Raw genomic sequence first — 18638 nt, forward strand, 5'->3', positions numbered from 1 at the left:
ACGACGACGCGAAAGGGACACCGTGCTCTCGCCGCCTGCCTTTCGCTATGGCTCCGGGCGTTCGTCGCTCGAAAAGCCCATTTGGGGGCTTTTCGTCCGCTGCGCGGACCGCCTGCCGGCCCTTCGCTATGGCTCCGGGCGTTCGTCGCTCGAAAAGCCCATTTGGGGGCTTTTCGTCCGCTGCGCGGACCGCTCCTCACCCCTCTATCCCGTCGCGGCCGACCACCGTCATCATCGTGCCGGTCATGGTGGCGATCAGCTTGGCCTCGCCGTCGGCGGCGAAGGCATAGGCCTGGCCGTCGGCGACGATGATGGTGCGCCCGGGTTTGGTCACGGAGCCGCGGAACAGGAACCGCTCGCCCCTGCCCGGCGCGAGCAGGTTCACCTTGAACTCGATGGTCAGCACGCCGGAATTCTCCGGCATCAGCGAAAAGGCCGCGTAGCCGCAGGCGGAGTCCAACGCGGTGGAGATGACGCCGGCATGCAGGAAACCGTGCTGCTGGGTCAGCGAGGCGGAATACGGCATCTCGATCTCGATGATGCCAGGCGTCACCAGCGTCAGCTCGGCGCCGATCGTCGCCATCGCCTCCTGGCGGGCAAAGGACGCCCTGACGCGTTCCTCGAAATCCGGAGCGGGTACGATCTTGGCTGCCGCCATGGCGCTTTGCCTCACATTGCTGGCGAAGTTTATTGCAGAGCCAGGCAAGACAGGCAATCATTTATGCTGCAGCGCAACAAAAACCCGGCTGGCTTCAAGAGGCAGTCCTGCGCAAGGCGTGGAGATAGAACCCGTCGGTGCCGCTGAGCGCCGGCGACAGCGAGATACCGCCGGTATCAGCAATGCGCGCGGCCCCTTCATGGCCCGGGAAGCGGCTGTCCCAGAGCTGGCGATGATCGACCGGCGCGAAGCCTTCATGGCGCGCGCGGAACGCGGCGACCTGCTCGCCGTTCTCGGCGTCGAACACCGAACAGGTGATGTAGACCAGCAGGCCGCCCGGCTTGACGAAGACTTGCGCGGTGTCGAGGATCGCCTGCTGCTCTGCCTTGCGGGCATCGAGCTGCCTTTCCGTCAAACGCCATTTGGCGTCGGGCCGCCGCCGCCAGGTACCGCTGCCGGTGCAGGGCGCGTCGATCAGCACGATGTCCATATGCCCGGTGAGCGGCGCAAGCTCCGCGGGCTTGCTGACGACCTGGACGTTGCGGTTATGTGAGCGGCGGATGCGCTCGAAGATCGGCGCCAGTCGCACCTTCTCCGCGTCATGGGCAAAGAGCTGGCCCCGATTGTCCATCTCGGCCGACAGCGCCAGCGTCTTGCCGCCGGCGCCGGCGCAATAATCGAGCACCTGCATGCCGGGCTCGGCGCCGGCAAGCGCGGCGGCAAGCTGCGAGCCTTCGTCCTGCACCTCGAACCAGCCTTTCTGGAAGGCAGGCTCGGCCTGCACGTTCGGATGCCGGCCGTCGCCGTCGATCGGCGGGATGCGGATGCCATGCGGCGCGATCGCCGTAGGCGCGGCACCGGTGCCCTGGAGCTCGGCCAGCACCTTGGCGCGATCGGCCTGGAGCGTGTTGACCCTCAGGTCCAGCGGCGGGCGCTGCGCCAGGGCGGCGCCTTCCTTGACCCAGGCGTCGCCATAGGCTTGCTCGAGCAGCGGCGCGCACCAGTCCGGGATATCGGCCCGTACCACATCGGGGGCCTCGCCAAGCCTGCGCTCGGCAGCCGCTTTCAACTCGGACGCGCTGAGCAGCGGCGGCGCGAATTTGTCGCCGTCCAGCGCATCGTTGAGCGACTGCGCCGTCTGCCCCCACTCCAGCAAAAGCGCGCCGAAGCCGATGGCGCGCGGCGTGTCCTCGCCGAACAGCCAACCGGCCGAGCGTTTGCGGCGCAGCGCATCATAAACGATGTTGCCGATCGCGGCGCGGTCGCCGCCGCCGGCGAAACGATGCGACAGGCCCCAGTCGCGCAGGGCGTCGGCCACCGGCCGGTGGCGCCGGCCGATGTCTTCAAGAACCTCTATGGCCGCTGCCAGCCTTCCGCCCAGTCGCATCCCGTTTTCCGTAGCTGTTACAAATCGGTTCCAGCCCGCTCATAAAGCCTTTCAGGCCAGGATTGAAACAGTTCCGTTCGGCTTGCTGACGAAATGATGTTTCAGGACCGGACGATTTGGCCGAACGGTTTTTCCACGGTGAGCGGCGCAGCCAGGAAACAAGAACAATCGAATAGAATATGAAAGAGTTCTAATGTCTTTGATTGACCCTGTAAGGAAGCCTACAGGCTTAACCTATCAGCTTTCCAAGTGTTGTCCGCAGGAATACTCTTCCGGCAGTGATTCGCGACGCGGGAAACGCGGTTTTACGGATCCTATGAGGAGAGGGCAATGAAGACTTATCTTGCAGAAGTTCTCGGCACGTTTTTGTTGGTATTCATCGGCACCGCCTCCGTGGTCACGGGCGGTTTCGGCGGCGCGCTGCCGCTCGGACAAGAAGGCATCGGCCTGGCGTTCGGCATCGGCCTGATCGCCGCGGCCTATGCGATCGGCCCGATCTCGGGCGCGCATCTCAATCCGGCGGTGACGCTCGGCGTGTTCCTGGCGGGGCGGATGCCGGCCAAGGATGTCGTCCCCTACTGGATCGCGCAGATCATTGGCGCCATCATCGCCTCGCTGGCGCTGTGGATCATCGTTTCCGGCCAGGTCGGCGGCCACACCGGCGGCTTCGGCGCCAATGGCTGGGACGAAACGAAATGGGGCATGAGCTCAGCCTTCCTGTGGGAACTGATCGGCACCTTCACTTTCGTCACCGTGATCCTCGGCGTCACCAACGCCAAGCACACCACCGCCTTTGCCGGCCTGGCCATCGGCCTGACGCTGGCGGGCATCCACTTCGCCATGATCCCGGTGACCGGCACCTCGGTCAATCCGGCGCGCTCGATCGGCCCGGCGCTGTTTTCGGGCGGTGCTGCGCTCAGCCAGCTCTGGCTGTTCATCGTCGCGCCGCTGGTCGGCGGCGCGATCGCCGGCGTGGTCGCCAAGGCCGGCGTCTTCGAAAAAGACTGACCGCAGTTCGATAAAGTAAAAGGCGCGGGCATGACCCGCGCCTTTTTGCTTGGGAGGTACGACCTTATCTCGCGATGTCGAAGCGGTCGGCGTTCATCACCTTCGTCCACGCCTTGACGAAATCCTTGACGAACTTGGCCTTGGCGTCGGCCGAGGCGTAGACTTCGGAGAGCGCGCGCAGCTGCGCGTGCGAGCCGAAGATCAGGTCGGCGCGGGTGCCGGTCCACTTGACCTCCTTGGTCTTGCGGTCGCGCGCTTCGTAAACCTCGTCCGAGCCCGGCTCTGAGCCGGCCGCCGGATCCCAGACGGTCGCCATCGAGAGCAGGTTGACGAAGAAGTCGTTGGTGAGCTGGCCAGGCCTGTCGGTGAAGATGCCATGCTTGGAACCGCCGGCATTGGCACCGAGCACGCGCAGGCCGCCGACCAGTACCGTCATTTCCGGCGCGGTCAGCGTCAGCAACTGGGCGCGGTCGACCAGCATCGCTTCGACCGACATCGGCAACCTGCCGCGGGCATAGTTGCGGAAGCCGTCTACCTTCGGCTCCAGCGCGGCGAAGGAGGCGACGTCCGTCTGCTCCTGCGAAGCGTCCATGCGGCCCGGCGTGAAGGGTACCTTGACTTCCGTGCCGCCGTCCTTCGCCGCCTTCTCGACCGCGGCGACGCCGCCAAGCACGATGAGGTCGGCGAGCGAGACCTTCTTGCCGCCGATCTGGTCTGCGTTGAATTCTTTCTGGATGGATTCCAGCTTGGCCAGCACCTTGACGAGCTGAGTCGGCTCGTTGACCTCCCAGTCCTTCTGGGGCGCCAGACGGATGCGGCCGCCATTGGCGCCGCCGCGCTTGTCCGAGCCGCGGAAGGTCGAGGCCGAGGCCCAGGCAGTCGAGACCAGCTCGGATACCGACAGGCCGGAGGCCAGGATCTTGGCCTTGAGCGCAGCGATGTCGGCCTCGCTCACCAGCTCGTGGTCGATGGCCGGGATCGGATCCTGCCAGATCAGCTCTTCCTTGGGCACGAGCGGGCCGAGATAGCGCACGACCGGGCCCATGTCGCGGTGGGTAAGCTTGAACCAGGCGCGGGCGAAGGCGTCGGCAAACTGGTCCGGGTTCTGGTGGAAGCGGCGCGAGATCTTCTCATAGGCCGGATCGAAACGCAGCGCGAGGTCGGTGGTGAGCATGGCCGGCGCGTGACGCTTGGAGGGATTGTGCGCATCCGGAACGGTGCCGGCGCCGGCGCCGCCTTTCGGCGTCCACTGATGCGCGCCGGCCGGGCTCTTCGTCAGCTCCCATTCATAGTTGAACAGGTTGTCGAAGAAATTGTTGCTCCATTTGGTCGGCGTCGTCGTCCAGGTGACCTCGAGGCCCGAGGTGATGGCGTCGCCGGCAATGCCGGAGGCGTATTTGCTCGACCAGCCGAGGCCCTGCGCTTCGATGCCGGCGCCTTCCGGCTCGGCGCCCACCAGCGAAGCGTCGCCGGCGCCATGCGTCTTGCCGAAGCTGTGGCCGCCGGCGATCAGCGCCACGGTCTCCTCGTCATTCATGGCCATGCGGCCGAAGGTCTCGCGGATGTCGCGCGCCGCCGCAACCGGATCCGGCTTGCCGTTCGGGCCTTCCGGGTTGACATAGATGAGGCCCATCTGCACGGCGCCGAGATGGCCGCGAAGCTCACGGTCGCCCGAATAGCGCTCGTCGCCAAGCCACTTGGTTTCGGAGCCCCAGTCCACGTCCTGCTCCGGCTCCCACACGTCTGCGCGGCCGCCGGCGAAACCGAAGGTCTTGAAGCCCATCGATTCCAGCGCGACGTTGCCGGTGAGGATCAGAAGGTCGGCCCAGGAGATCTTGCGGCCATATTTCTGCTTGACCGGCCACAGCAGCCGGCGCGCCTTGTCGAGATTGGCGTTGTCCGGCCAGCTGTTCAGCGGCGCGAAACGCTGCTGACCGGCGCCGGCGCCGCCGCGGCCGTCGCCGATGCGATATGTGCCGGCGCTGTGCCAAGCCATGCGGATGAAGAGCGGCCCGTAATGGCCGAAGTCGGCTGGCCACCAGTCCTGCGAATCCGTCATGACCTTGTGCAGGTCTGCGATCACCGCATCAAGGTCGAGGCTTGCGAACTCCTTGGCGTAGTCGAAATCTTCATCCATCGGGTCCGAGAGGTTCGACTGCTGGTGGAGAACGGAAAGGTCGAGCTGGTTCGGCCACCAGTCGCGGTTGGTCCGTGCGGATCCATGCGCCACCGGGCATTTGCCAGCGCTGTTGTCGTCGGTTTTCGCGTCCATCTTAGTCTCCCGATTCTGCCGAGGTTTTGCCGTGGTTGAATTTTGCCGAGGTTGATTTTTCCCGAAATTTCGGGGGCAGCCGCTGGCCGCGCCAACCTGGAACGATTCCAGATTAGGCCGGCCTGCCGATAAAGACAAATTGCCTTTCCTGTTTCGTTTGATAGGATTTTCTTATGATTGGCCTCACCGTCCGGCAAATGCAGTATTTCGACGCGCTGGCTCAGACGCTGCATTTCGGCCGCGCGGCGAAGCTCGCCGGCGTCAGCCAGCCGGCCCTTTCCGCGCAGATCGCCGAGATGGAAGAGCGGCTGAACTGCCTTTTGTTCGAGCGCGGCGGCAAGACGGTGCGCATGACCGACGAGGCGCTTGCCCTGCAGCCGCGTATCGAGCGCATTCTGGCGGATATACGTGACGTCGAGACGACTGCCCGGCGCGGCCGCCCGACCATGGAAGGACGCTTCCGGCTGGGCATGATCCCGACGGTCGCGCCCTATCTCCTGCCGCATGTGCTGCCGGAGCTGAAAAAGCACTATCCTGCCCTGCAGCTCGAACTGCGCGAGGCAGTGACCGCGTCGCTGGTCGAGGACGCGACGTCCGGCCGGCTCGACGCCTTCATCGCGGCCTTGCCGCTCGATCAGCCGGCGATCGTCACCGAAGGGCTTTTCCCCGACCGCTTCTTCCTCGCCGTGCCCGCCGGCGATCCGGCGTTCGCCTCGCCGCCGGTGCCGCCCGAAAGCCCGGCGCTGGAGCGGCTGATGCTTCTGGAGGAAGGCCACTGCCTGCGCGAGCAGGCCCTGGCCGTCTGCGGCAATGTGCGGCCGGTGGCGATGGCAAGCTACGGCGCGACAAGCCTGACGACGCTCCTGCAGATGGTGGCGCATGGGCTCGGCGTCACGCTGGTGCCGGAAATGGCGGCAAGTGCGGCCGGCGTCATGCCGGATCTGAAGATCGTGCCGTTCCAGGAGCCGATGCCGCAGCGCATGATCTGCATGGCCTGGCGCCGCAACAAGGCAAGGCAGGACGAGTGCGTTGAATTGGCGCGGATCATACGCGGGCTGGACCGGGCGGTGCTGGGGGTGTGAAGCGCTGGTTCATGCCCCTCTCCATCTGCGGCGCCGATGCTCGGCCCACCGCAAATTTCACGGCACAAAGATCAGAAACACGTAGGTAAAAAACACCACGACATGGACCATGCCGGTCAGGAACGTCGTTCGTTCGGTGCTGAAGCTGACGCTGCAGATGAAAAGCGCCAGCACCAGAAGCACGGCATCGGACGCCGGGAGCCCCAAGGTCAGGCCCCTGCCCGTCAGCAGGCTGGCCGCCGCGACCGCCGGTATCGTCAAGCCGATCGTGGCGCAGGCCGAGCCCATCGCGACGTTCAGGCTGCGCTGCAGCTCATTCTTGAAGGAGGCGCGGATCGCCGAGATCGCCTCCGGCATCAAAACCAGTGCCGCGATCATTGCCCCTACGATGCTGTCGGCCTGGATCACCTGATAGGCGGCGAGCGCATCCTCCACGCTCGCGGCGACCTGCTCGGCGAGCAGGACAATGCCGACGAGCCCGCTCAGCAGCAGGAGCGCGCTGACGGAGATGCTTCCGTGGGTTGCAGTTCGCGTCGGAGCGTCGTGCGCCTGCCCCTGGACGAAGTCCTCCCGGTGCCGGACGGTTTGGGCGAACACGAAGCTCGCATAGAGCAGCACCGAAAGGACGCTGACAAAACCAAGCTGAGCCGCCGAAAACGTGCCGGGATCCGTGGCTTGAGTGTAGGTCGGAAGAATAAGCGTCATCACGGTCAGCGCGATCAGAACCGACAGGTATGCGCTGGTTCCTTGCCGCAGGATCGCCTGCTTGCGGTAGCGCCAGCCGCCAAGCGTGAGACAGATGCCGACGACGCCGGTGGAGGTGATCATCACCGTCGAGAAAACGGACTCGCGCGCCAGCGTCGGGTTGTTTTCTCCATGCAGCATCATGGAGACGATGATCGACACTTCGATTGCCGTCACCGCAAATGTCAGCACCAAAGTTCCATAGGGCTCGCCCACGCGCGAGGCGACTGCCTCGGCGTGGTCGAGCACGACGAAAATGGTGGTGAACATGATGGCGCTCGACAGCACCCCAATGAGGATCCTGGTATTCAGCGACCCTTCGTCGACCGAAAGGCCGCTGGCCCTGACCGCGAAAGCCATTGCCAGCGCCACCAACGGCATCGTGTAGGACGTCACCGATCGCGCATAACCAGTCATCGAAGCCACCGAATGCCAGGCGTTTGCCCGAGCTTAGCGGAAAAGCGCCTGGGGAGCATCACGGGCATCGTTGCAGCATTCAAAACATGGTCGGGGACTGGGCGCCGTTTATGGCGTCGAATGTCTCGATGGCGTTACGAACTGCCCCACAGAATTTTTCCAGAAGTTCCGGCTCGTTGCCCAGTCGGCGGCGCAGCGAGAAAGGCACTTCCAGCTGCGCTCCCTTCCCCGTCAGCCCGCGATTCACGATGTTCGAATCCTGGATACCGGGAAAGGGATGATTGTCTCTTTTTGTCTGGAAACCGGCCTCCTGCAGACGCCCGGCTATCTCTGAAACCAACGCGGCGTCCTTGCCGCCCAGATAGACTGTCGAAAAATCGTCGCGATCCTGACGGCCGTGGATAGCGACGACGGTGGACTTCGTCCGCAACAGTTCGAGCGCGATTGCCTCGTCAAAGTTCCTGGACGTTATGTGCAGCTCCCGGTTGCTTTCCGGCATGAGCCCTTCAAAGCAATACATATCGAGATCGGCCCCTGCTATCGTCTCGGTGATCAGGGAGGTGCGAGGCTCGATTTTGCCGCCATGCGGGGCCATGACGATGGCACTTCCGGTTCGCGCGCCCCGCCGGACAACGATGCGATAATCCACGTTTTCAATTTTGGCGGCTCTCAGCGCCGCGAAATTTGGAAACTCGTTGTCCATAGATGCCGTTTCACGCCGTCTTCTGCGCCACCAGCCCGAGCTCCTCCACCATCGCCTCGCGCATCAGGAACTTCTGCGGCTTGCCGGTCACCGTCATCGGCAGCTCGGTGCGGAAGCGGATGTAGCGCGGCACCTTGTAGTGCGCGATCTGGCCGGCGCAGAAGGCCTTGATCTCCTCGGCGGTGGCGATCTGATCGGGCTTCAGCACGATCCAGGCGCAGAGCTCCTCGCCATATTTGTCGTCCGGGATGCCGAAGACCTGCACTTCCTTTATTTTCGGATGGCGGTAGAGGAATTCCTCGACCTCACGAGGGTAGACGTTCTCGCCGCCGCGGATGACCATGTCCTTCACCCGGCCGACGATGTTGCAATAGCCCTCGGCGTCGATCGTGGCGAGGTCGCCGGTGTGCATCCAGCCGTCGACGTCGATCGCCTCGCGGGTCTTTTCGGCGTCGTCCCAATAGCCCTTCATCACCGAATAGCCGCGCGTGCAGAGCTCACCCGGCTCGCCGACCGCGACGGTGCCACCGTCGGCGCCGATCGCCTTGACCTCGACATGCGGGTGGATGCGGCCGACGGTGGAGACGCGCTTTTCCAGCGGATCGTCGACGCTGCTCTGGAAGGAGACGGGACTGGTCTCCGTCATGCCATAGGCGATGGTCACCTGGCTCATATGCATCAGCGACACCACCTTCTTCATCACCTCGATCGGGCATGGCGAGCCGGCCATGATGCCGGTGCGCAGGCTGGAGAGATCGAAGCTCGAAAAACCCGCATGGTCGAGCATGGCGACGAACATGGTTGGCACGCCATAGAGACCGGTGCAGCGCTCCTGCGCCACCGCTTTCAGCGTCGCGCCGGCATCGAAGCCTTCGCCAGGGAAGACCATTGTCGCGCCTTTCGACACGCAGCCCATCGTGCCCATCGACATGCCGAAGCAGTGATAGAGCGGCACCGGAATGCAGAGCCGGTCTTCGGTGGTGAGTTTTATGGCCGAGGTGACGAAATTGCCGTTGTTGACGATGTTGGAATGCGTCAGCGTCGCGCCTTTCGGCGCGCCGGTCGTGCCTGAGGTGAACTGGATGTTGATGGCCTCGCCGGGCTTCAGGCCTTCGGAGATGCGGTCGAGGCTGTCATGCTCGTCGCGACCGGCCATTGCGAGCACGTCGCCGAAATTGAACATGCCGGGCGAGTTGTCGTCGCCCATCCGGATGATTATTTCCAGCGCCGGCAGTTTCTTAGCCTTGAGCTTGCCGGGCTCCGCCTTGGCGATCTCCGGCGCCAACATCTCGATCATGCCGAGATAGTCGGAGGTCTTGAACTGAACCGCCGTGACCAGCGCCTTGCAGCTGACTTTGTTCAATGCGTATTCGAGCTCGGTCAGCCGGTAGGCCGGGTTGATGTTAACCAGAATCAGGCCGATGCGGGCGGTGGCGAACTGCGTCACCAGCCATTCCCAGCGGTTCGGCGACCAGATGCCGACGCGGTCGCCTTTTTCGAGGCCGAGCGCCAGGAAACCGGCAGCCAAGGCGTCGACCGCGTCCGACAGCTCGCTCCAGGTGAAACGCTTGTCCTGGCCGACGAAGACGGCGGCGTCGAGCGTGGCGTATCTGCTCACCGTATCGGAAAACAATTCCGGAATGGTCTTGTCGAGCAGCGGCACCGACCGGTCGCCCGACACATGCGCCTTGTCGCCAACCGGGGCAACGAAGCTGTTGCGCGTCTTGCGCAGATTGGTGGCGTTCATGAGCTCGTCGAGTTTGATCGCCATCGCCGTTCTCCTCCCGGGATAAGCCAGCCTATCAGCCGATGGGGACGGTGGAAATCCGTCAATGGTCCCCCTCTGCTTGAGGCCCCTCAGCGAGGAGGGAGGACGCTCATCTTCGCGGCGATGTCGCGCAGGATCGCTTCGTCGGCCGCATCGCGCTGCTTCTTCGAAGCAACGAGACAAGCCTGCGACTTCAGGATCACACCGTCGCCCAGCACCTTGAGGTGGTTGGCGCGAAGCGTTGAGCCGGTGGTGGTGATGTCGACGATGACGTCGGCCAGCCCCGCGGCCGGCGCGCCTTCGGTGGCGCCGAGGCTTTCGACGATGCGGTAGACCTGGATGCCATGCTTGAGCGAAAAGAACTGCTGCGTCAGCCGCCAGTACTTGGTGGCGATCCTGAGCCTCCGGCCATGGCGCTGGCGGAAATCGGCGGCAACATCATCGAGGTCGGCCATGCTGTCGACGTCCAGCCAGATGTCGGGCACCGCCACCACGACATCGGCATGGCCGAAGCCGAGGCGGGCGACGATCTCCGCGCACGCTTCCCAGTCGGCGAGGTTCTCGCGCAAAAGGTCCTCGCCGGTGATGCCGAGATCGACCGCGCCCTGGCCGATCTCGCCGGCGATCTCGGACGCGGACAGGAAAGCCACCTCGACATTGTCGAGACCGTCGATGCGGGCGCGGTACTTGCGGTCGTCTTCAGGCAGGCTCACGGCCAGGCCGGCCTTGGCCAGCACTTCGAGCGACTGCTCCTTGAGACGGCCCTTCGACGGGATCGCCAGCGTGATCATTTGGCGTTCTCCCGCAAGGCTTCGATACGGTCGAGCCAGACCGAGAAGCCGACGCCGGGAATCGGCTTTTTTGCACCCAGCAGCGTCAGCAGCCGGTCGTAGCGACCGCCGCCGGCCAGCGGGCGATCGCCATCCGCCGCCGCGATCTCGAAGACCAGGCCGGTGTAGTAATCGAGCGGACGGCCGAAGGCGGCGTCATAGCGGATTTGCGCCGCCGACAGCCCATGCGCCTCGATCGCCTTAGCGCGGGCGGCGAAATTCTCCAGCGCCGGTCCCAGCGACAGGCCGGCATCGGCGGCGAATTTTTCCAGCGCCGCGGTCGCGTCGCTGAGCGCGACGTCGATCTCGAGAAAGCCCTTCAACGCCGAGAAGGCCTCGTCGGACAGCCGCACGCTGCGCAGTTGCGCTTTCTCGATCAGCCGGCGCGCAATGTCGGCAGGCGCGCGGCCGGATGACGCCGACAGCCCGGCTTCCTCCATGCCGTCGGCAATATGCGCGGCAAGGCCTTCCACATCGCCGTCGAGCACCAGGAGCGCGACCGGACCGGAAAGCTGACTGTTGCGCGGCGGATTGGCGAGATCGGCAAGGGCGGCCTCCAGCATCGGCGCCGAGCCGAAGGCGCGGGCAAGGCGCATGCGCCAGCCGCGCGGCAGGCCGAGCGCGGCCAGCACGGCCTCAAACAAGGTCTGGTCACCAAGCGTGACGGCGAGCTTCCGGCCGGGCAGCACCAGCGACAGCAGCGCATGGGCGTCGGCCAGCGAACGGGCATCGGCGGCGGCCGTGTCGCGGTCGCCGAGATCCTCGATGCCGGCCTGGAAGAACTCGTTGCCGCCGTCGCGGCGCTGGCGGAACACCTCGCCTAGATAGGAATAGCGGCGAGGCGTGCCGGCCTGGCTGGCGATGTGATCGAGGCAAACGGGAATGGTGAATTCGGGCCGCAGGCACAGCGTCTTGCCGGTCTCGCTTTCGGTGAGGAAGATGCGGCGGCGCAGATCCTCGCCGGCCATGTCGAGGAACGGATCGGCAGGCTGCAGCACGGCGACTTCCACGGCGTGGGTGTCGCGGGCGGCGAAGAGTTCGACGATGCCGGCGGCGATGGCGGGACGGGAGGTCATGCGGCGCCCCTTCCCCTTCTCCCCTTGTGGGAGAAGGTGGATCGGCGCGCAGCGCCGAGACGGATGAGGGGTGTTGGAAGGAATGAGACGCCGGCGTTCCCTGGAACACCCCTCATCCGACCGAGCTTCGCTCGGCCACCTTCTCCCACAAGGGGAGAAGGGGAGGTCGGCGCCCTATCGGCCACGTGCGCGCTCCTCAGCCTGCGCCGCGAGTATCTTCTTCACCTCGCCAACCAGCTCGCTCTCCGCCACCGTCACCTGCGCCGGCCTTGCCGCGCGCCATTCGGCATTGTCGGCGATCTCGGCCGACAGGCGCGCGCCTTCGATCAGGTCCTTGATCTGCACCTCGCCCTTGGCGCGCTCGTCGCCGCCCTGGATGATGGCGACCGGGCTGCCGCGGCGGTCGGCATATTTCAGCTGCGCCTTCATGCCGGCGCCGCCGAGGTACATTTCGGAGCGGATGCCGGCGGCGCGCAGGTCGGCAACCATCTTCTGGTAGCGGCCGAGGCTTTCGGTGTCCTTGTCCATGACCAGCACCACGACCGGCGCGATGACATCGGAGGCGTCGAGCTTGCCGAGGTTCTTCAGCGCCGTCATCAGCCGCGAGACGCCGATGGAGAAGCCGGTCGCCGGCACCGGCTCGCCGCGGAAGCGCGAGACTAGCCCATCATAGCGGCCGCCGCCGCCGACCGAGCCGAAGCGCACGATCTGGCCTTCGTCATTGGGGATCTCGGCCAGCAACTCGGCCTCGAAGACCGGGCCGGTGTAGTATTCGAGGCCGCGCACGACGGAGCGATCCATCACGATGCGGTCTTCGCCATAGCCAGCGGCCCTGACCAAAGCTTCGATAGTCGACAATTCAGCCAGACCGTCATTGAAGAATTGGCTCGCTCGAATAGCCGAATCTTGGTGGCCCTCGCTGGCTCGATCAGGCTTTGCGGTAGCGAAAAGGACGGCCTCAACTTGGACATCGTCAAGGCCGGCTCCCTTGGTGAAATCACCTTCGCCTTCCTTGCCGCCATCCCAACGACCCTTGCCCAGCAAGAGTTTCACCCCCTGTGGTCCAAACTTGTCTAGCTTGTCGATGGCTCGCAGCACTTGCAGTCGGCGCCCAATGTTCTCGTCGCCGCCAAGGCCAATTGCTTCCAGCACGCCGTCCAACACCTTGCGGTTGTTGACGCGAATGACGTAGTCGCCGCGCTTGATGCCGAGCGCTTCCATCACGTCAGCCATCATCATTGCCATCTCGGCATCGGCGGCGACACCCGGCGTACCGATGGTGTCGGCGTCGAACTGCATGAACTGGCGGAAGCGGCCGGGACCAGGCTTCTCGTTGCGGAACACCCAGCCGGAGCGGTAGCTGCGATAGGGTTTTGGCAACCTGTCGTAATTCTCGGCGACGAAACGCGCCGTCGGCGCGGTCAGATCGTAACGCAGCGACAGCCACTGGTCGTCATCGTCCTGGAAGGAGAACACGCCTTCATTCGGCCGGTCCTGATCGGGCAGGAATTTTCCGAGCGCATCCGTATATTCGATCAGCGGCTGGTCGGCCGGCTCGAAGCCATAAAGCTCATAGACCGAGCGGATGGTCGCCATCATCTTCTCGACGGCGCGAATATCCTCGGCGCTGCGGTCGGCAAAACCGCGCGGCAGCCGCGCTTTCGTCTTTTCGGATTTGTCGGCCATGGGATGAGTACTCGGCGTTTCGTGGCACGCCTTAGATAGGAAATTTCCTATTTCCAAGGCGCGCGTGTCCTAACCGATGCTGCTAGGTGCGGCAAGGGTGGGCTCTTTCCTTCTCCCTTGTGGGAAGGAAAGAGCTGAAACAAACCACGCGAAAAACGAAACAATTCCGCCGTCGGCGCGGCATGCTGCCGACACAATCGGCGACCATAAAGCGCGTCGAAACAAGGGTTCGGGGACCATGACGACGGCTAACGACATTATCGAGAGCGGCACATCGGCCAGGCTGCGGCCTGCCGGCGGCTTTACGCTCAAGCCGGCCCAGCAGCCGGCCGGGCCGTTCGAGGTCGCGGCCGAGGCGCGCGAGCCCGCCGTGCGCGACGCGCTGGTGACTGGCCTGCTGGTGATCTATCCGGCCTTCGCGGCGGTGGCGGCGATCATTGCCGGGTTGTTCCTGGCCGGCGCCGGCACCGTCTGACCTTTCACTCAACGATCGGGGATCATCATGCAGTTGCGATTTGCGTGCGCGCTTGCCGGCGCGCTGGCTGTTGGCGCGACGAGCGCCGCCAACGCCTGCCAGCCGGGCGATGCCCGTCTTGCCGGCCATTATTACCTGAACGGCGTCATGGAGGTCGGTTCAGAACTGCTGTTGAAGAAAGACGGCAGCTTCGAGTTCGCGCTCGCCTATGGCGCCAACGACCAGTACGGCAAAGGCTGCTGGGTGAGGAAGGGCTCGACTGTCGAGGTCATCCCGGCAGGCCGCAGCTCCGCCTCCACGCATCATACGCCCGACGACAGCGGCTTCAGCGGACTGGTGCTGACGGTGTCCGGCTCCAGTCTGGTCTGGGACATCAACGGCAGCGGCCATAAGGGCAGATTCGAGAAGTAGCGCGCCTCTTTTCCTTCTCCCCCTGTGGGAGAAGGTGGATCGGCGCGTTAGCGCCGAGACGGATGAGGGGTGCTCCAGCGAAGTGAGGCGCCGGCAAACTTGCCGTCTCCTCCGGCGGTGTGAGCGCTGGCATTCCCTGGAACACCCCCTCATCCGGCCGCTTCGCGGCCACCTTCTCCCACAAGGGGAGAAGGCAAAAGCACCCCTACTTCGGCCGCTTCAGCTTCTTGCGCTCTTTCTCCACCTCTGCCCGGCAGTAGCAGCCTTCGAGATGGTCGTTGACTAGGCCCATCGCCTGCATGAAGGCATAGACCGTGGTCGGGCCGACAAAGCTCCAGCCGCGCTTCTTCAATTCCTTGGATATCCTGACCGACACCGCCGTCGTCGGGTTAGCGCGCAGATGCGCCAGGTCGACGATTTCGGGCCGCTCGCCCGGACCCGGCTCGAACTTCCAGAACCAGGCGGCAAGCGAGCCGAACTCGTCGACCATCTCGCGGGCGCGTTTGGCGTTGTTGATGGTCGAAACGATCTTGCCGCGGTGGCGGATGATACCGGCATTGCCGAGCAGGCGCTCGACATCAGCGTCTGTGAACGCCGCCACCTTGTCGAAGTCGAAACCGGCGAAGGCCTCGCGGAAATTCTCCCGCTTGCGCAGGATGGTCAGCCACGACAAGCCCGATTGGAAGCCTTCGAGGCAGATCTTTTCGAACAGCCGGCGATCATCCGTCACCGGCCGGCCCCATTCGTGATCGTGGTAGTGGAGATAGTCCGGCAAATTGCCGTGCCAGAAGCAGCGCGCCCTGCCGTCGGGGCCATCGAGAATGCCGGCATTTTCAGTCGCCATCGTCAGCAGATCCATTTGTTAATGCGCTTCAGCGCCGCTTTTACCGTGGCTTTACCAGATTCCTGAACTGGCCGGTAACCACACCAAAAGGTTTACTGACAAAGCGGCATTTTACGCATTCCGATTCATGTTTTGCTTGCCGCTCCGCGCCAAGGATCGCGAAACCGAGGGCGCCCTCGCCGCCCCGGATGAGTTCGATCAAGGTGCGTTCCGATGAAGACAGCGTTTTGTTCCCTGCTCGGCGCGGTGGCCATTCTTGCCGCCGGCGCCACGACTTCCCTTGCCAATGACCGCTATGCCGACGTGCCGCCCGTCATGGTGAGCCCCGACCTTTCGGCGCCCTGGGTGCTGCAGCTTGGCCACGCGCCGGGCATCGTGCGCCGAACCCGGCAGGCGGCACAGCAGCCGCTGCAGCGCCTGTTTCAGGCGCAGCCCGACCGGCAGAAGACGGCGGCCGTGCAGCAGCCGGCCAAGCGCATGGTGATGCGGCCGCAGATCAATCCGGTCTACCTGCCGCAGGAAGTCGCCTATGACGGCCCTGCGAAGCCGGGCACCATCGTCATCGATACGCACCAGAATTTCCTCTTCCTGATCGAGAAGAACGGCAAGGCGCGCCGCTACGGCGTCGGCACCGGCAAGCCCGGCTTCGAATGGTCGGGCACCCACAAGATCACCGACAAGAAGGTCTGGCCGGACTGGCGCCCGCCCGCGGAGATGATTAAGCGCGAGGCGGCCAAGGGCCGTTACCTGCCGACCTATCTTGCCGGCGGCATCGAGAACCCGCTCGGCGCGCGCGCGCTCTATCTCGGCACCACCGAATACCGCATCCACGGCACCAATCAGCCCTGGACGATCGGCGGCGCGGTGTCTTCCGGCTGCATCCGCATGCGCAACGAAGATGTCGTCGACCTTTACGAGCGCGTGAATGTCGGAACGACGGTCGAGGTGATATAATCGCAGCGAATCAGCTGGTTAGACGGCGCAGCACCTTTTGTCTGATGCTGTTGCAGCCAAGTCATAGTGCCATCCTGCGGGATGTGCTTTAACCAGCGAAGGGGTTTACGGGGGACGGGCCGTGTGGGGATACGGCCAGTCGCGAAAAGGCAGCGCAGGGAAACCGCGCTGCCTTTTTCGTTTTTTGTTTTTTTCCATGCATGAGGCGGCAAGTCGCCCCGAAAGCAGGGCATTTCGTTTCCGGGGCTGATTTCCCGGCGCTCCTCTGCTATTGCAGTGCACAAATCTTGATAGTCACGCAATTCCGGACGGCAGTGCGCCTTTCCTTGAATTGCCTCAGAAGGCAGAGGTGCCAGCCATGACCCGGACCGACGACAGCCGCTACCTGAAAGGCGGCCCGGTTGCCCAGCGTATCATCGCTTCGGTGCGCGACGACGCAGCGATCGCCACGGCCGAAGGTTTCCCGCCGAAGCTGGTCTCGATCACCGTCGGCGATACCGCAGCGGTCGATGTCTATGTGCGCAACCAGCGCGCCAAGGCAGCCCTTGCCGGCATCTCCTTCGAGGAGCGGCGCTTTTCCGCCGACATCACCGCTGGCGAGCTGGAAGCGGCGATCCACGGCCTCAATGCCGATCCGCGCGTCACCGGCATCATCATCCAGCGGCCGGTGCCAGCGCATATCCCGATCAAGACGCTGCAGGCGGCGGTGCATCCGCTGAAGGACGTCGAAGGCATGCACCCGGCCTCGATCGGCAACATCGTCTACAACCAGCTCGACCTGGCGCCCTGCACAGCGGCGGCCTCGGTCGAACTGCTCAAGGAGACCGGCCTCGAGCTCAAGGGGCTGGAAGTGGTCGTTGTCGGCCATTCGGAGATCGTCGGCAAGCCGATCGCCTTCCTGTTGATGAGCGAGGGCGCGACGGTGACGGTGTGCCACCACATGACGCGCTCGCTGGCCGCCCATGCGCGGCGCGCCGATGCGCTGTTCGTCGCGGTCGGCAAGCCGCGGCTGATCAAGACCGACATGGTGAAGCCGGGCGCTGCCGTCATCGACATCGGCATCAATTCCGAGGTCGGGCCCGACGGCGAAAGCCGCATCGTCGGCGACGTCGACACCGACAGCGTCAAGGAAGTGGCTTCCTGGATCACGCCGGTGCCCGGCGGCGTCGGTCCGCTCACGGTCGCGATCCTGTTGCGCAACACCATGGTGGCGCTCAACCGCCAGCGCACGCTTTATCGCGCGACCTATGGCGTGCCGGACCAGCTCGCGGCGGAGTAGGCGATAGCCGTCAGGTGTATTGCGGCACGTGGCAGGTGATGCGGCTTTCTTCATCCCAGAAGACGTAGAGCATGCCACCGCTGCCCCAGAAGAAGCCGGCGAGCGAATCGAACTGCAGCAGGAATTTCATTTCCCGATCGGTTCCAGGGACCAGTGGGCACTGCGGTCCCTGAACCCATGACGGCAGCCCGCCGAGCCGGAACAGATTCTGCCGCGAATTGCTGGTCCCCCAGGACTGCCTGAGCCAGCGCGGCGGCGTGGGCGCCAGACGGACGATGCTCTTCCTTGTCATCGGCTCGGGCGTGAAATCATTATCGGAATGAAACGGCGCAATCGGGGTCGGCCTGCCCTCTGCATCGTGCGCATAATAGGTCGGCTCCAGCGAGCCTTGGCACGTCTCAATGCATAGCCGAGGAAGGGATAAATTCGGGACGCAGAAGTCGTCCAAGGTGATCAGATGCACCAGCGTTCCGCCGCAGGCAGGACACTGATCTGCTCCTGCACCACCGATCGTGAATGGCTGCCCCGCCGTCGGCAAATGCCAGGTAGGATGATTGAGGCGTGTTGGAAAAGACGGGCCGTCCGGGGCGCCTCCTTCAAAGATAAAATGGTGACATGCTGGAGGTGAGCGGGGATCGGCATGGGTCTGCCAATCCGCAAAATCGTAGCTGGTGGCCAGTGCGCTGTCAGGGAACAATTCTGGTGCCTGCAGCATAACGTGGGATAAGAGATGTTCTACATCGATCCCGCGTTTCACCTCCCCTTGCAGAAAAAATGCGAGGCGGATCAGATGAGCATCGTCTAGAAACGAAACAGCATCCTCGATCAAAGTGGCCTGGTGAACGCCGGATTCGATCGCTGCCTTGATCAGTGCAACAAGGAATTCGAATCCGTCCTTGAGATGCCGCGCGGTGATTGCCGTGCAATCTTCATAGCGCGCCTGAAGGGTCAGGCGCGGCGTCTTCGAGAGCAGCCGAACTACAGTTTCGATTTCCAGGATTTCCAAATCGGTCATCCCGCTATTGTTACGAGCAAGCGTCTTGC

Annotated in this window: 18 protein-coding genes; 6 read left to right on the top strand and 12 right to left on the bottom strand. The window is 64.1% G+C overall.

Going from position 1 to position 18638, the window contains the following annotated elements; genetic code table 11:
* Positions 1-196: 196 nt before the first annotated feature.
* A complete protein-coding gene (locus LB552_RS12085) occupies positions 197-658 on the bottom strand; it encodes a PaaI family thioesterase (protein ID WP_140635058.1) in 462 nt (153 codons plus the stop codon).
* 94 nt (positions 659-752) lie between these two features.
* Positions 753-2045 carry an RsmB/NOP family class I SAM-dependent RNA methyltransferase gene (locus LB552_RS12090; RefSeq protein ID WP_224605699.1) on the bottom strand — a complete coding sequence of 431 codons (1293 nt, stop codon included), beginning with the start codon at positions 2043-2045 and terminating at the stop codon, positions 753-755.
* 330 nt (positions 2046-2375) lie between these two features.
* Between LB552_RS12090 and LB552_RS12095 the strand changes: the two genes are divergently transcribed.
* Positions 2376-3053: an MIP family channel protein gene (locus LB552_RS12095; RefSeq protein WP_095769152.1), complete on the top strand. Its 678-nt coding sequence runs from the start codon at positions 2376-2378 to the stop codon at positions 3051-3053.
* Between the two features lie 64 nt (positions 3054-3117).
* Here LB552_RS12095 and katG read toward each other — a convergent pair whose 3' ends face one another.
* On the bottom strand, positions 3118-5325 hold the full coding sequence (katG, locus tag LB552_RS12100) for a catalase/peroxidase HPI (RefSeq protein ID WP_224605701.1): 2208 nt from the start codon (positions 5323-5325) through the stop codon (positions 3118-3120).
* Between the two features lie 173 nt (positions 5326-5498).
* On the opposite strand from katG, the gene LB552_RS12105 reads away from it, so the two are divergent.
* Entirely contained in the window at positions 5499-6407 is a 909-nt protein-coding gene (locus tag LB552_RS12105) for a hydrogen peroxide-inducible genes activator (RefSeq protein ID WP_224605704.1), read from the top strand.
* Between the two features lie 57 nt (positions 6408-6464).
* Here the strand turns inward: LB552_RS12105 and LB552_RS12110 are convergent, their stop codons facing one another.
* The 6 genes from LB552_RS12110 to hisS form a co-directional block, all read right to left on the bottom strand.
* Positions 6465-7511 carry a calcium:proton antiporter gene (locus LB552_RS12110; protein ID WP_224605708.1) on the bottom strand — a complete coding sequence of 349 codons (1047 nt, stop codon included), beginning with the start codon at positions 7509-7511 and terminating at the stop codon, positions 6465-6467.
* 136 nt (positions 7512-7647) lie between these two features.
* The gene (locus LB552_RS12115; protein ID WP_224605711.1) at positions 7648-8271 is read right to left on the bottom strand and encodes a poly-gamma-glutamate hydrolase family protein; all 624 of its coding nucleotides are present in this window, start codon (positions 8269-8271) and stop codon (positions 7648-7650) included.
* Positions 8272-8281: 10 nt separating this feature from the next.
* Positions 8282-10042: an AMP-binding protein gene (locus LB552_RS12120; RefSeq protein ID WP_224605714.1), complete on the bottom strand. Its 1761-nt coding sequence runs from the start codon at positions 10040-10042 to the stop codon at positions 8282-8284.
* 86 nt (positions 10043-10128) lie between these two features.
* A complete protein-coding gene (hisG, locus tag LB552_RS12125; protein ID WP_224605717.1) occupies positions 10129-10830 on the bottom strand; it encodes an ATP phosphoribosyltransferase in 702 nt (233 codons plus the stop codon).
* Complete coding sequence (locus LB552_RS12130) at positions 10827-11945, bottom strand: ATP phosphoribosyltransferase regulatory subunit (RefSeq protein ID WP_224605721.1); 1119 nt, start codon at positions 11943-11945, stop codon at positions 10827-10829. Before LB552_RS12130 ends, hisG begins: the two co-directional genes overlap by 4 nt.
* 174 nt (positions 11946-12119) lie before the next feature.
* Positions 12120-13631 (bottom strand): histidine--tRNA ligase, encoded by a 1512-nt coding sequence (gene hisS, locus LB552_RS12135; RefSeq protein ID WP_224605723.1) that lies wholly within the window; start codon positions 13629-13631, stop codon positions 12120-12122.
* Positions 13632-13869: 238 nt separating this feature from the next.
* Here hisS and LB552_RS12140 point away from each other — a divergent pair, with 238 nt between their 5' ends.
* Both LB552_RS12140 and LB552_RS12145 read left to right on the top strand, forming a co-directional pair.
* Positions 13870-14106 carry a hypothetical protein gene (locus tag LB552_RS12140; RefSeq protein WP_224605726.1) on the top strand — a complete coding sequence of 79 codons (237 nt, stop codon included), beginning with the start codon at positions 13870-13872 and terminating at the stop codon, positions 14104-14106.
* 27 nt (positions 14107-14133) lie between these two features.
* Positions 14134-14517 (top strand): hypothetical protein, encoded by a 384-nt coding sequence (locus LB552_RS12145; protein WP_224601053.1) that lies wholly within the window; start codon positions 14134-14136, stop codon positions 14515-14517.
* A gap of 205 nt (positions 14518-14722) precedes the next feature.
* Here LB552_RS12145 and LB552_RS12150 read toward each other — a convergent pair whose 3' ends face one another.
* Positions 14723-15361 carry a DNA-3-methyladenine glycosylase I gene (locus LB552_RS12150; protein ID WP_224605743.1) on the bottom strand — a complete coding sequence of 213 codons (639 nt, stop codon included), beginning with the start codon at positions 15359-15361 and terminating at the stop codon, positions 14723-14725.
* A gap of 40 nt (positions 15362-15401) precedes the next feature.
* Entirely contained in the window at positions 15402-15563 is a 162-nt protein-coding gene (locus tag LB552_RS12155; protein WP_224605746.1) for a hypothetical protein, read from the bottom strand.
* 11 nt (positions 15564-15574) lie between these two features.
* Between LB552_RS12155 and LB552_RS12160 the strand changes: the two genes are divergently transcribed.
* Both LB552_RS12160 and LB552_RS12165 read left to right on the top strand, forming a co-directional pair.
* Positions 15575-16315 (top strand): L,D-transpeptidase, encoded by a 741-nt coding sequence (locus LB552_RS12160; protein ID WP_224605749.1) that lies wholly within the window; start codon positions 15575-15577, stop codon positions 16313-16315.
* A gap of 358 nt (positions 16316-16673) precedes the next feature.
* Complete coding sequence (locus tag LB552_RS12165) at positions 16674-17594, top strand: bifunctional 5,10-methylenetetrahydrofolate dehydrogenase/5,10-methenyltetrahydrofolate cyclohydrolase (RefSeq protein ID WP_224605752.1); 921 nt, start codon at positions 16674-16676, stop codon at positions 17592-17594.
* Positions 17595-17604: 10 nt separating this feature from the next.
* Here LB552_RS12165 and LB552_RS12170 read toward each other — a convergent pair whose 3' ends face one another.
* Positions 17605-18609 carry a hypothetical protein gene (locus LB552_RS12170; protein ID WP_224605786.1) on the bottom strand — a complete coding sequence of 335 codons (1005 nt, stop codon included), beginning with the start codon at positions 18607-18609 and terminating at the stop codon, positions 17605-17607.
* Between the last annotated feature and the right edge of the window lie 29 nt (positions 18610-18638).

The organism is Mesorhizobium sp. CA7, from assembly GCF_020165015.1.
In the GTDB taxonomy this organism is placed as follows: Bacteria; Pseudomonadota; Alphaproteobacteria; order Rhizobiales; family Rhizobiaceae; genus Mesorhizobium.